This window comes from Cohnella zeiphila, assembly GCF_014212055.1.
Lineage (GTDB): Bacteria > Bacillota > Bacilli > Paenibacillales > Paenibacillaceae > Cohnella > Cohnella zeiphila.
In genome coordinates this window covers 273,143-286,658 of sequence record NZ_JACJVO010000003.1, presented here as the reverse complement: position 1 = coordinate 286,658, position 13,516 = coordinate 273,143, and the positions used below count along the sequence as shown (strand labels likewise).

Sequence of the window (13,516 nt, the reverse complement as noted above, 5' to 3'; positions counted from 1 at the left end):
TGGAAGCGCTGCCGCGAACGATGTGCAAGATTATAAGAGTTAGGTGGGATTCTACGCAGTTCGGCGCTGCCTGTATGTGCGTTTCTAAGCGATGTGTGAGCGATCTTACGCCATCTCCTCCAGCTTCTTCCGCAAAACGCCAAGATCGTGCTACTTTCTAGGCAGATCGACGGCATCCCCGAGAGGATCGCCGGCGCGAGAGGGGGCGTGTTTATTTTCCGAGTCGGCCAAGTGCGTTACGAACGCGACGATGTGGACAAGCTGTTCGGCCAATGGGATCGAATGCCCGAGTGCCGGAACGCCGAAGGCAAGCTGTATGCGCTGTGCGTCAAGCAGCCGGCGGACATCGTCGGCCTGTGCCTTTATTTGCGAGAGCGCGGCGCCGGCGCGCTGCTGCTGCACGAGGATACGCCTTACGAACGCGCTCGCGAATCGGCACGGCTGGCCGGCGCGGCTTACCTGGTCTACGGAACGGCCGAGCGGTTCGAAGCCGTATCCTTCATGACCGAATCCCAGCCCGCTTCGCTCTGCCAATTCAGTTCCGGCACGACCGGCGCTCCCAAACTCGTCCGCCGAACCTGGGAGGACATCGACGAAGAGATCGCCGGCTACAACGAGCGGCTCGCCGCAGCGGGCGCCGCAGAGCTTCCGACGCAGGTGCTCGTTCCCGTCTTCCATTCGTTCGGACTAATCACCGGGACGCTCGCCGCGATCGCGCGCGGAGTCGAGCCGAACCTGCTTCACGGCCGCAATCCGAAGCGAATCCTAGGCGAGATCCGCGATACGGCGGGCTCGCTCGCCTATGCGGTTCCGTTCCTGCTGCATCTTCTGCTGGCCCTGGGCAAGGACGAGGTGCGGCTCAACGAAGTCGTCAGCTCCGGCGCTCCGCTCACGGAACCCCTTCTGCGCCGGCTGGAACGGCAGACGAGCCGCATCTGGCAGCAGTACGGCTGCACCGAGGCGGGCTGCATCGCGCTGGGCGCAGCCCCCTCCTCTCCTCAGGAGATGGGGCGTCCGCTGCGCCGCTTCCGGGTGAGCTGCGAGCCTCTTCCCGGCAGCCGCTCGGAAGAGCCTCTGACGGAGATCGTCGCCGCCTCGGCGCGGACCGTCGTCCGCACCGGCGACATCGGCTTCCTGAACGCCGAAGGCTCGCTGTTCGTGTCGGGGAGAGCGGACGATCTGATCAATGTGTCCGGCCTCAAAGTGATGCCGTCGGAAGTCGAGAGCGTCATTACGGCCATGGCGGGCGTAAGCGAGGTCGTCGTCTGCAAAAGCCGGCATCCGGTCTGGGGCGAAGCGGTCCAGGCGTGGATCGCTCCGGCGGACGGCGCTCTTCGCGAGCAGGACGTCCGGGCCTGGTGCTCCGAGCGCCTGCCTGCGTACAAGGTCCCCGGCGCGATCCGGCTGACGAACGAAATTCCCCGGCTGCCGTCCGGCAAAATCAGCCGGCGGCTATTGCAAACATTGGAGGAGGAAAGGCGATGACCCGTTCCGACATTTTGAACCGTCTCAAGCTTATCATCGCGGAAAATCTGGAGCTGTCCGTGCCCGCGGAGACGGACGAATCCGCCCGCCTGTACGACGATCTGAACATCGATTCGATCATGACCCTGCAGCTGCTCGTTTACGTCGAAGAGTCGTTCGGGGTCGCGGTGCCCGACGAGGACATCGATCCCGCTTCGTTCGAGACGCTGGGCGGACTGGTCTCCTTCATCGAGCGTCTGCTCGCGGCGGTCGCCTAAGCCGATGGACGCCCCGATCCGTCTCGGCATCGTCGGCTTCGGCCGAATCGTCGAGCTGGTCCACCTGCCGACGCTTCGGAAGCTTTCGGAATTCGCCGTGCGCGGCATTTACGATCTGACCCCGCAGCGCCGGGAGCTGGCGGTCAGGCGCGGTTTTCCCGCGTTCGACTCGCTGGACGGGCTGTTCGGCGCAGAGTTGGACGCCGTGCTCGTCGCCACGCCGCCGAGCAGCCATTTCGCGGCGGCGGCGGAAGCGCTGCGGCGCGGCCTGCACGTCATGATCGAGAAGCCGGTCGCTCCGACCGCGGAGGAAGCCGAGCGGCTGCTGACGCTGGCCGCCGAAGCGAACCGGACGGTCGGCGTCTTCCACAACCGGCGCTTCGATCCGGACGCCCTGCTCGTCCGGCAGACGCTTCGCGACGAGGCGCTCGGCCGCGTGCTGTTCGCGGAGCGGCGCCATCATTCGTTCGGCTCCGGCGCCTGGTTCGGCGTCAAATCGTTCCGGCCGGAATGGCGCAACGAACGCCGATTCGGCGGCGGCGCGCTGCTCGATTGGGGCGTGCATCTGGCGGATCAGCTGCTTCATCTCGGGCTCGGCCGGTACGAACGGCCGCTGGCCGCCCATATCGGTTCGCTGCGCTGGGAGCAGGGGGACGCGGACGATTACGTGCAAGCGAGCTTCCGGCTGGACAGCGGCGTGCTCCTGAGCTTCGAGGTCAACTTCGGCTCCGCCGCCTCGCCTCCCCTCTGGATCGTCGGAGGCGACCGGGCCACGCTGCAGATTTTGCCGAATGGGGAAGCGACGATATTGGAAAAGGGCAAGCCGCCGCGCCACGCCGTCCTTGAGCCCGAGGAGGCCAAGCGCGCCTTGGGGCCGCAGCGGATTTACGAGAGCTTCGCGGATTGTCTGCTGCGAGGCGGCCCGCTGGCGGTCACCCTGGAGGAAGCGGCGCAAACGATGAAGGCGCTGGGCGATTTGCAGGCGCTGAACGAGCGTCATCTATAGGAGGTGTGCGATGGGCGTTTTATTTTCCGGGCCTCAGGCCGAGTTCGAGCTCATTCGGGAGCCCTGGTTCGATGCCGTGCGGGAACTGGGCCGCCGCGGCGTTTTCGTCGGCGGCCCCGCCGTCATCTCGTTCGAGGAGGCGTTCGCCGCCTTTCTCGGAACCGGGGCGGCCGTCGGCGTCGGCAACGGCACGGACGCGCTGTTCCTCGCCCTGAAGGCGCTGGGCGTCGGCGTCGGCGACGAGGTGATCACGGCCGCCAACACGTTTATCGCCACCGTGGAGGCGATTCATCATACCGGGGCGACGCCGGTGCTGGCCGATTGCGACCCCGATACGTTCCTGATCGATCTGGAGGACGTCAAAGCGAAGACGACTTCCCGCACCAAAGCGGTCATCCCCGTCCACCTGTACGGCCAGATGGTCGACGTGGAGCCGCTGCTTCCCTGGGCGGAGGCGCGCGGCATTTCCATCGTCGAGGACAGCGCGCAGGCGGCCGGAGCGCGGCTGCGGGGCCGGCCCGCCGGGAGCTGGGGCGTCCTCGGCTGCTTCAGCTTCTATCCGGACAAAAACCTCGGCGCTCTGGGAGACGGCGGCGCGGTCGCCGTCTCCTCCCCGTCGCTCCTGTCGGAGCTGCGCAAGCTTCGCAATCACGGCGGCGAGACGCGTTACCGGCACGACGTGCCGGGCTTCAACAGCCGGCTGGACCCGCTGCAGGCGCTCGCGCTGTCGCTCAAGCTGCCGCATCTGGACGAATGGTCGCGGCACCGCCGCCGGATCGCCCGCCTGTATGGCGGCTGCCTGGCCGGAACCGGCTCCGTCCTGCTTCCGTCCGACCGGGGGGACGACAGCCATGTGTACCATCTGTACGTCGTCCGGGTCGATCCGGACGCGCGGGACGCGCTTCGCCGGCAGTTGCAGAAGAAAGGCATCTTGACCGCCGTGCAATATCCGGTTCCCGTACACCGGACGCCCGCCTTCGCCCATCTGGGCGGCGAGGCGGGTTCCTTCCCGAACGCGGAGCGGCTCGCGGGCGAAATCGTGTCGCTGCCGATGCACATCGCGATGGATGAAGCGGCCGTCGAGACCGTCGCGCGGGAAATCCGCGCCGTGCTGGGAGCCGTCCAAGTCTGAGCGCAGGACGAAAGGAGATCTGCGGATGCGAATCGGATTTTTGGCCGGCCGGCCCGGGCGCGTCAACGAACGCGTCATCGACGGTGAATGGCTGCGCGGCTTGAGCGAATTCGCCGAGCCGGTCCCCATCTCTCCTATGGCGGCGTTCAAGCTGCTCGGCGGCACGACCGGCGACTGGCAGGCGCGGTTTCCGTCTTCGCTCGACGAGCTGGCGGAACGGCTGGGCGCCCTTTGCCTGGAGCGGAAGATCGACACGATCTATATGAATCTGCCGGCACTGCTGCCTTATTGGATGATGGCGCGTAGCCATGCGGGCCTGGACGTCGGCTTCCTGTTCCTGGCCCATTGCGTCGGCTCCGAGCCGTGGCTGCGCCAGTGGCTCTTCCTGGCTCCCTGGCTGACCGCCCGCGACACGCTGCTGACCGGCACGGAGACGAGCCGCGCGGCGCTGCTGCGAATCTCGGGGGCCTACGCTCGCGCCCGGACGATTCCGCTCGGCCTAACCGTGGACCGGACCCTAGCGTTCAAGCGGATCGCCGCGGAACGGACGGGCCGCCGGCTGCTGGCCATCGGCCGCATCGAAGACGTCAAGAACATCCATCTGCTGCTGGAGATGTTCGCAGCGGTTCGCGAGCAGGTCCCCGATGCCCGTTTGACGGTAGCCGGAGAATTCACCGGCTCGGCGCCGGACCGCGTCCAGGCGTATCGGGAAAAGCTGGACGGACTCGTCGCCCGTCTCGGTCTGGCGGACGCCGTCGAATTTCCGGGACCGGTGGACGGAGCCGGGAAAGAAGCGCTGTTCCACGCCTCGGACGTTCTCGTCAACCTGTCGACAGATCCGGGCGAAACGTTCGGCTTCAATCTCGTCGAAGCCAAGGCGTGGGGGCTTCCTGCGGTATGCACGAATTGGGACGGCTTTCGCGAGCTCGTGCGGCACGGAGAGGACGGCTATCTGGTCGACTGTACCTGGGAGGAAGACGGCGTTCCCGCCATCGATCGGGACCAGGCGGTCCGCTTGATCGTCGGCCTGCTCCGGGATTCGGGCTGCCGCCAGGCGATGGCCAGACGCGCCTTCGAAGCCGCGGATGCCTACGATGTCCGGCAAGTATTCCCCCGCATCGTGCAAGCGACGGCCGAGAGCCGGGCATTCCCGGCGGCCCCTATCCGCGACGCGGCGGCTCTCGCCCGCTCCGCGCCGATCGAGCTTCCCGACGTTTATCGCCTGGAATTCGTTCGCCAGCTTCCTTTTTGCCGAGACTCGCTGTTGACCCTCCTGTCGGAAAACGGGCGAACGCCGCCGGCCGATTGGATGCCGCTGGTCCGGCCGATCATCGGCCACTTCGCCGGAAGGAGCGACTATGCACAGCTTTAAGCTGCTGAGACGGGCGCTTCCCCTGCTGGCGCCGCGCCGGCGCCTTGTCGCGCTCGGCTACTTCTGCATGCTGCTCGGAATCGCCCTGGCCACGGCCCAGCCGATGCTGTTCTCGCTGCTCATCGACAAAGTGCTCACCGGGGGCCGAACGGAGTGGCTGGCGCCGCTCCTGACGCTGTCGTTCCTGTTCGCGCTCGCCGGCGCCCTGCTCGGAATCGCCCGGGGAGCTGCGTTCCGCTACTTGGGCGTCAAGCACATTCTCGATCTGCGCGAGCGCGTACTGGCGCATCTTCGCCGGATCCCGCTTCCGGAGATCGAGAAGCACGGCCCCGGCAAATATTCCGCCCTGCTCGGCTGGGACACCGCCACCGTCTCCAACTTTATCGACAACGTGCTCGTCGAGCTGGCGTTCCAGAGCGCGACGATGGCGTTCGCGCTGGCGATGATCTTCTACATGGACTGGCGCCTCGGCATCGCCGCCCTGCTCAGCGCGCCGCTGCTCGTGCTCGTGCCGCGGCTGTACGGGAAGCCCATCTCCCGCTATGCCCGGCGTCTGCGCGCCCACAACGAGGAGATCGGCGCTTTCATGTACGAGACGATCCAGGGCTCGCGGGAGATTCGCGCGTTCGGACTGGAAGCATGGGAGTCGGAGCGCAACGGCAGCATGTACCGGAACCTCGTCGCCAACAGCACGAGGGAAGCCGTCTTCCGGACGTTGTCCGGCCAGACCAGCGTGCTGGCGATCGGCGCCGTCATCGTGTTCCTCTACGGATTCGGCAGCGGCCAGGTGCAGAGCGGCGCGCTGACCGTCGGGAGCCTCGTCGCCGCCATCCAATACTTCAACAGCCTGCTGCATCCGATCACGATCATGAGCAACTATTTCGGCGACATCAAGCAAGGCGAGGTGGCGCTAGACAAGATCGAGGACTTCTTGCGCATCCCGGCCGAGACGGCCTCTGCGGGGAACAACTCCGGTGCCTCGAACGAGAGAGAGCCCGACAATTCCGAAGACGGGCTGCCGATCGGCCTTGAAGCGCGGAATTTGCGCGTCTCCTGCGACGGCGCGAACATTCTGCGCGGCGTCGGCTTCCGGGTCCGCCCCGGACAGTTCGCGGCCTTCGTCGGCCGCAGCGGTTCCGGGAAGACGACGCTGTTCAAAGCTCTGCTCGGCCTCGCCGGCGCCGATTCCGGCGAGCTGCTGCTGGGCGGGCGCCCGCTCGCGGCCTGGACCCGGCGGGAGCTGTCGCGGCGGGTCGGCGTCGTGTTCCAGGAGACGTTCGTGTTCGCCGGCACGCTGCTGGAAAACATCGCGATCGGCCGGCTGTCCGCCGCCGAAGAGGAAATCTACGAGGCCGCCTGTCTGGCCGGCCTGAAGCCGTTTGTCGACGCGCTGCCGCACGGGCTGCGGACGCGCATCGACAACCAGGGCTTGCAGCTGTCCGGAGGTCAGCGGCAGCGGGTGGCGATCGCCCGCGCGCTGTTGAAACGGCCGGATCTGCTCATTCTGGACGAGCCGACGTCCGCGCTCGATCGGGCGACGGAGGAAGAAGTGCTCGCTTCCCTGCGGGAGCGGATGAAAGGGAAGACGGTGCTGATGTCCACCCATCGGGTCGAAACGGTTCGGGCGGCGGACGTTATCTACGTGCTGGACAAGGGCAGCGTCGCGGACGCGGGCACGCACGAGGAGCTTGCGGCACGCTGCCCGCTGTACCGGGAATTGCTGGCGGAGGCATACCGGCACGACCCGGAGCGCTCGCCGACTTATGCGGGATAAAAGCTCCGCGCCATGCGGAGCTTGACTCCTCCGAAACCGGCTGGCTCCGGCATTTTGAGGATCCCGAGACTTATACCATCTGACCGAATGGGGGCAGACGTCATGAACGCATTCGAGCGGGCGATCTCGCCCGGAGACCTGGTGAAGCTGGCGGCGATGGAATGCTTCGCTTCCTGCGCGCTGACTTACGCCCGGATGGTTCAACCGTCCGGACCCCGGCTCCCGCCCGATTACTGGAACCTGAGCTACCAATTCCGGACGCTGCTCTCCAGCCTGGACTACCGGCAGATGACGCTCGAGTTCCACTACGGCATCCGCCTGGCGTTCGAGAGGGGCGGTTCCCGGAGCCTGTACGGGGAGCTTTCCTCCGACCGCGCGGCCATCCTGCTCTGCTCGGCGTCCAGGCTTCCTTATTTTCCGCCGTCGATGCTGGGGCTGGAATCGGCCGGTTTCCGGCATTGCGTGCTGCTCCTCGGGCTCGATCCGGACCGGGAGCGCTGCAAGATCGCCGATCCGATGGCCGACTTCGTCGGCGAGCTGGCCTGCCGGGAGCTGGAGCTCGCAGGCAAGCCGGACGGCGGGAGCGGCCGGGAGGAGCTGCACTATTTTACGCTCAGCGCGCCTCCCGCCGGCTTCGCGCCTCCCGCCCCCGCCCGGATCTTCCGGCACGCCAGCCGCCGGAACCTGGTCCGCTTCGAGCGGGAGGGCGAGCCTGCTTCCGCCGAGACAGACCGTGCTTTGCAAGCGGAGGAACCGGGCAGGCCGGGGGACCGTCGGGCGGCCTGGGCGGAATGGTTCGCCGGCCGCAATGGCGGCATCCGGGCGTTCGACCGGTTCCGCCAGGATCTGGAGGCGACGCGGGAGTGGCCGCGACCGGCGGTCGACCGCTGGATCGAGCGCCACCACCTGACGATCGCCTCCGTCTGGAAGCTGCGCTCCCAGGTATGGCACGCCTTCGCGGATCTCGGCGTTATGACGGATCCGCAGCTTCGGGAGGGCGGCGACCGGGTTCGCCGCATCGTGCGGCTCTGGCAGTCGCTGAACTACCGGCTGCACGTCTATCGCACCGGCGCGCGCGCCGGCGTCGACGCGGCGGCGGATATCGCCCCGCTGCTGGACGATATCCGCGACGGGGAGCACGGCTTCCTCCGCTGGCTATGCGAGGCGGGCGACGCGCTCCCCGGACCGAACGAGGAAGTCGAGCCGGCCGCAATCGAATCGTAAAAGGAGGGCAAATCTGCCATGCCGACCGATCTTGCGCTGAAGGAGCTTATTCTTCGCCAATTGCCCGTCCCCCGAACCCCGGAGGACATTCGCGACGATACCGATCTGTTGAACGATCTGGCCATGGACTCTCTGGCGCTGGCCAACCTGCTGGCCGATCTGGAGGAGGAATTCGGCGTCGACATTCCCGCCAGCGAGGAGACGCTGAGTCTGCTCACCCGCTATGACAAGTTCCAATCGTACGTGGCCGCGCGGGCGCGGACCGCCCCGCCGGAGGACGACGCATGACGATCGCGGACTGGCTGCTCGAACGGATGGCCGAGACGGCGGAGCGCGACGCCCTGATCGTCGGCGACCGCCCCTGCTCGTACCGGGAGCTGCTGGACCGCGCCCGGGACTGGCGGGACCGGCTGCACGGCTGCGGCGTCCGGCCGGGAGAGGTCGTCTGGCTGGAGGGCGATTACGGTCCCGGCACGTGCGCCGCTCTGCTCGCGCTCATCGCCGGCGGCGCCATCGTCGTGCCCTGGTCTCCGGGTCTCCCGGAGCGGGACGCCGAATGGATGGAGCTGGCGGAAGCCGGCGTATCGCTGCATCCGGACGGAGAAGGCTGGCGCGTACAGAAATATGGCCGCACGGCCCGGCATGAGCTGCTGCGCGAGTTAGCCGGGGCCGGCCGCCCCGGCCTCGTCCTGTTCACCTCCGGCAGCACCGGCACGCCGAAAGCGATCGTCCATGACTTCGGCCGCTTGCTGGCGAAGTACCGGAGGCGGCGGGAAGCGCTCCGCACCTTGTCGCTGCTGCTGTTCGACCACATCGGCGGCATCAACACGCTGCTTCATACGCTGGCCAACGGCGGCACGCTCGTCTGCCCCGCCGGCCGCGCGCCTCAGAACGTCGCCGCCGCCATCGAGCGGCACCGGGTCGAGCTGCTGCCCGCCACGCCCAGCTTCCTGCAGCTGCTGCTGATGACGGAGGCGCACCGGCGCTTCGACCTGTCGACGCTGAAGATCGTCACATACGGAACCGAGGTCATGCACGACGGCACGCTGGAAAAGCTGCTGAACGCCTTCCCCGGCGTCAGCTTCCGGCAGACGTACGGTCTGTCCGAGCTAGGCATTCTCCGCGTCCGACCGTGCGGTCCGGGCTCGCTCTGGATGCAGGTAGGCGGCGAAGGCATCGAGACCCGAATCGTGGACGGCCTGCTCCACATCCGTTCGGACAGCGCCATGCTCGGCTATTTGAACGCGCCGAACCCGTTCGACCCGGACGGCTGGTTCAACACGCAGGACGAGGTCGTCGTGAGCGGCGATGCCATTCGGATCGTCGGCCGGCGATCGGAGATCGTCAACGTCGGCGGACTGAAGGTACATCCCCTCGATGTCGAGGAGGTGCTGCTGCGCATGCCCCAGATCGCCGACGCGGTCGTCTCCGGCCGCCCGCACCCGCTGCTCGGCCAAGTGCCGGAAGCGGTCGTCAACGTCCGCGAAGAGATCGGTGCCGCCGAGCTCAAGCGGCAAATCCGGGAGTTTTGCCGCGGCAAGCTGGAGCGCCATCAGGTTCCGGTGTATGTCGCCGTGCGGCGGGAGCCGCTGCATACCGAACGGTTCAAAAAAATTCGCCACCGGGGAGGCCTGTCATGAACGTATTGGGATTGGGAGGGTCCATGCACGACTTCTCCGCCTGTCTCGTCTCGGACGGGACGATCCGCTTCGCCGTCGAAGACGAGCGGCTGAGCCGGATCAAGCATTCCGACGGCCTGGACGCGGCGGCGCTGGCGAGCGGCCTGGCGGCCCGCTACTGCCTGGACGCCGCCGGATTGTCCGCCGAAGACGTCGATCTGTTCGTCGGCAACGATATTTTGGACCCGCGCTACGGCCGTTCGCTCGCGCGGGCCGGCATTCCCGTTCGCGCGATCAACCACCATTTGGCGCACGCCGCCAGCGCCTTTTATCCGTCGGATTTCGAAGAAGCGGCGATTCTCGTCGTCGACGGCTCCGGCAGCCTGATCGATCCGGAGCAGGGGCTAAACGAGACCGTCACGTTTTATTGCGGAGAGAATGCGAATATCCGGGAACTGCGCAAGGACGCAGGAAAAGCGGTGCAGGTGTCTCCCTACCCGAAGGTGCAGGATTCGGTCGGCGGCCTGTACACGACCGTGACGGAGGCGCTCGGCTTCAAGCGGTTCGACGAGGGCAAAACGATGGGCCTCGCCGCGTATGGCACCGACCGCTACGTCCGCGACTTTTACGACTTTTACGAGTTGACGGAGGATGGGCGGTTCCGGTGCGACGAGCGGCATGCCCGCCGCCGGACGCTGTTCGAGCTGCGTTTGCTGCGGCCGAGCCGCGGCGCGGACGAGCTGTTCCAAATCAAGGCCGACATCGCCTACGCGCTGCAGTTCCATCTGGAACGCATCCTCGTCGCCTTCTGCGACTATTTGCACCGCGCGACCGGCTCGCGCAACCTGTGCCTGGCCGGCGGCGTCGCGCTCAACAGCGTGGCGAACCGGATCGTGCTGGAGCGGACGCCGTTCGAGCGCCTCTTTGTCCAGCCGGCCGCTTCGGACAACGGCACGGCGATCGGCAGCGCGCTTTACGGCTGGCACAGCCTGCTGGGTCAGCCGCGCGATGCCGCTTCCCTGCCCTCGTTCAATCCGTACCTCGGGCGGGAATACGACGACGCCGACGTGGAACAGGCGCTAGCGCCCTTTCGGGACCGTCTGGACATCGTCCGGCCGGACGACATCTGCAAGGAGACGGCCCGGCTGCTCAGCGAGGGCCGGATCGTCGGCTGGTTCCAGGGACGCTCGGAGATCGGCCCGCGCTCGCTCGGCAACCGCAGCATCCTGGCCGATCCCCGGCGCGCCGGGATGAAGGACGTCATCAACGCGCGCATCAAGCACCGGGAGCCGTTCCGGCCGTTCGCTCCCATCGTGCCGGAGGAGGATCAGGAGCAGTATTTCGAGCTGAGCCATCCTTCCTACTACATGCTGCTCGTGCCGAAGGTGCGGGAGGACAAGCATTCGGTCATTCCTGCCGTTACCCACCGGGACGGAACCGGCCGGGTTCAGACCGTGTCCGCGGCGTTGAATCCGAAGCTGCACAAGCTGACGAACGACTTCCGCAAACTTACGGGCGTGCCGGTGCTGCTCAACACTTCGTTCAACGACAACGGCGAGCCGATCGTCGAATCTCCCGCCGACGCGGTCGCCTGCTTTTTGAAAATCGACCTCGACCACCTGGTGCTGCACGACTTTCTCCTATCCAAAAAGCAAGGGAGCGCCGGCCGATGAACGGGGCGTCCGTCCCGCCGCGCGCTTCGTCGCTCGTGTCGTTCGGGCCGATGACTTGCGCGGAATCTTGCGTCGCCACCTTCCTGGACGAATGCGGGCTCGATTACCGTTCCTTTTTCATGGATTACTGGAACCTCGTCTACGAATCCGGCACGCTGCTCGCGGGTAGGAACCTGAAGGCGATCGACCTGGCTCCGTTCGGCGTGAGCAAGCGCCGGCTGGACGGCGTTTCGCTGCAGGACTGCCGCAAGCTCGCCGTCCCGGCGAGAACCTGCCTGCTGCTGGTTACGCTCGCTTCCCGGCTCCCCTATTTTCCGCGGCAGCTGCTTGCCTTCGAAGAGCGCGGCTTCGAGCACTTCATCATCGTTCGCGGCTACGACGAGGCGCGCGACCGTTTTCAGGTCGCGGACCCGACCGCTGGCTTCTCGGGTGAGCTCTCGTCCGAGGAGCTGGCCGGGGCGAATCCGGAAGCGGACGGCGGCTTTCGCCTGTGGCAGCTTGCGGCCGATCCCGGCGTTCGGCCGGCGGACGCAGCGGAGCGGTTGCGCGTCGCCTGCCTCGGCAACTATCGGCGTTGTCCCCTGAACGGACCCGCCTTCGAGCGCTTTCGGGCCGATCTTCGCCGTTTCGCAGCAGGCTCTGCCGCCGAGCTGGACGATTGGGCGAGCCGCAATAACGTGGCGGTGGCGACCGTCATCAAGAACCGCAAGCTGGTGTGGCACAGCCTCGCCGCCGTCGGATGCTGGGGAGAAGACGACCGCGCGCGGGCACAAGCGGCGTTCGCGCCGATCGTCGCCGGCTGGACCCAGCTCAACCTGCTGCTGTTCAAGCTGGGCCGCCATCCTCCGGATCCCGAAGCGTTGGCGGTTCAGATTGACGCTCGCATGGAGAAGCTGCGGCGCGCGGAGGAAGCGTTCCTATACGATTTGCACGCCGTGGCGGAAGGAGGCTCTCCCGCATGAATTACCATATTTGCACGATCTCGTTCCGCCATGAGCTCGTATCGCTCGGAGAACTGCTGCCCTTCGCCGCACGGCGAGGCTTCGCCGGTTTCGAGCTGTGGGGCCCGCACGGACGGGCGTTGCTGCGCCAGCGTCCTGCCGACATTCCGCCGCTGATCCGGGAGATGCGCCGGCTCGGCGTCGGTGTCGCGATGATCAGCGACTACGTCGATCTGAACGCCGACGCGTCCCGATTCGAGACCGTGACGGAGAAGTGGCGGGAGCTGTTTCGGCTCGCCCGAACGTTCGGGACGGCCAAGATTCGCATTTTCGCCGGCAGCGGCGGCAGCCTCGAAGCGTCCGCCGCGGACTGGGCGACGGTCGTCGGCAGGCTGCGCTTGTTGGCCGAACTTTCTTCGGAACACGGTATTTTCACACTGGTCGAAACCCACCCGCAGACCTACGCCGACCGGCTGGACACCGCCGCCCTTTTGATGGAGGAAGCGAACCACCCCTATCTCGGGATCAACCTGGACTTCCTTCACTTGTGGGAGACGGGTACGTCCCCGCTCGCGGCCTGGCAGCGACTGAAGCCGTGGGTGCGGCACCTTCACCTGAAAAACGTCGCCCGTTCCGGCCAGCCGAGCGTCTTCGCGCCCGATAACGTCTATTCCCCGAGCGGCGACCGTACCGGCATGGTCCCGCTATCGGAAGGGGCGGTCGATTACGCCGGCCTCCTGCCGACGATCGCCGCCGACGCCCCCGGCCTCGACGCGTCGCTTGAATGGTTCGGCCCCGATCCCTTCCGTTATTTGTCCGATGAGATCGCAGAGTTGTCGCGGCTGACGCCGGCGCCGGCCAGCCGCTCCTGAAAAAAAATAGGAGGACATAACTGACAAACGAAACGGAAGGAACCTGCAGCCCGTTGCCCGAAGGGCTTAACGGCACGCGGTGCCGCTATGGTCGCCGGCGGCCCGATGTCCGAAGAGCGGTACTGTATACTGTTATCGGGAAGTATTCATTCATTCTGCCG

General features: G+C 66.6%; 12 protein-coding genes. All 12 read left to right on the top strand.

All coding sequences use genetic code 11. The features are described 5' to 3' along the window. Positions 1-147 precede the first annotated feature (147 nt). The 12 genes from H7C18_RS03690 (at position 148) to H7C18_RS03635 (ending at position 13,355) form a co-directional block, all read left to right on the top strand. Positions 148-1,485, top strand: a complete 1,338-nt coding sequence (locus H7C18_RS03690) for an AMP-binding protein (RefSeq protein WP_185127650.1) — start codon at positions 148-150, stop codon at positions 1,483-1,485. Next, entirely contained in the window at positions 1,482-1,742 is a 261-nt protein-coding gene (locus tag H7C18_RS03685; protein WP_185127649.1) for a phosphopantetheine-binding protein, read from the top strand. The genes H7C18_RS03690 and H7C18_RS03685 overlap by 4 nt, the downstream gene beginning before the upstream one ends. Before the next feature lie 4 nt (positions 1,743-1,746). After that, entirely contained in the window at positions 1,747-2,748 is a 1,002-nt protein-coding gene (locus H7C18_RS03680; RefSeq protein ID WP_185127648.1) for a Gfo/Idh/MocA family protein, read from the top strand. Between the two features lie 10 nt (positions 2,749-2,758). Continuing rightward, positions 2,759-3,880 (top strand): DegT/DnrJ/EryC1/StrS family aminotransferase, encoded by a 1,122-nt coding sequence (locus H7C18_RS03675; RefSeq protein WP_185127647.1) that lies wholly within the window; start codon positions 2,759-2,761, stop codon positions 3,878-3,880. Positions 3,881-3,905: 25 nt separating this feature from the next. Continuing rightward, on the top strand, positions 3,906-5,252 hold the full coding sequence (locus tag H7C18_RS03670; RefSeq protein WP_185127646.1) for a glycosyltransferase: 1,347 nt from the start codon (positions 3,906-3,908) through the stop codon (positions 5,250-5,252). Continuing rightward, positions 5,239-7,026 carry an ABC transporter ATP-binding protein gene (locus H7C18_RS03665; RefSeq protein WP_185127645.1) on the top strand — a complete coding sequence of 596 codons (1,788 nt, stop codon included), beginning with the start codon at positions 5,239-5,241 and terminating at the stop codon, positions 7,024-7,026. The genes H7C18_RS03670 and H7C18_RS03665 overlap by 14 nt, the downstream gene beginning before the upstream one ends. Before the next feature lie 102 nt (positions 7,027-7,128). Beyond that, positions 7,129-8,250, top strand: coding sequence for a hypothetical protein (locus H7C18_RS03660; RefSeq protein WP_185127644.1), 1,122 nt, complete (start codon positions 7,129-7,131; stop codon positions 8,248-8,250). An 18-nt stretch (positions 8,251-8,268) separates the two neighbouring features. After that, a complete protein-coding gene (locus tag H7C18_RS03655) occupies positions 8,269-8,538 on the top strand; it encodes a phosphopantetheine-binding protein (RefSeq protein ID WP_185127643.1) in 270 nt (89 codons plus the stop codon). Continuing rightward, entirely contained in the window at positions 8,535-9,890 is a 1,356-nt protein-coding gene (locus tag H7C18_RS03650; RefSeq protein WP_185127642.1) for a class I adenylate-forming enzyme family protein, read from the top strand. The genes H7C18_RS03655 and H7C18_RS03650 overlap by 4 nt, the downstream gene beginning before the upstream one ends. Beyond that, the gene (locus H7C18_RS03645; protein ID WP_185127641.1) at positions 9,887-11,542 is read left to right on the top strand and encodes a carbamoyltransferase family protein; all 1,656 of its coding nucleotides are present in this window, start codon (positions 9,887-9,889) and stop codon (positions 11,540-11,542) included. Before H7C18_RS03650 ends, H7C18_RS03645 begins: the two co-directional genes overlap by 4 nt. Further along, complete coding sequence (locus tag H7C18_RS03640; RefSeq protein ID WP_185127640.1) at positions 11,539-12,504, top strand: cysteine peptidase family C39 domain-containing protein; 966 nt, start codon at positions 11,539-11,541, stop codon at positions 12,502-12,504. Before H7C18_RS03645 ends, H7C18_RS03640 begins: the two co-directional genes overlap by 4 nt. Next, positions 12,501-13,355, top strand: coding sequence for a sugar phosphate isomerase/epimerase family protein (locus H7C18_RS03635; RefSeq protein WP_185127639.1), 855 nt, complete (start codon positions 12,501-12,503; stop codon positions 13,353-13,355). Before H7C18_RS03640 ends, H7C18_RS03635 begins: the two co-directional genes overlap by 4 nt. The last annotated feature ends 161 nt before the right edge of the window (positions 13,356-13,516 follow it).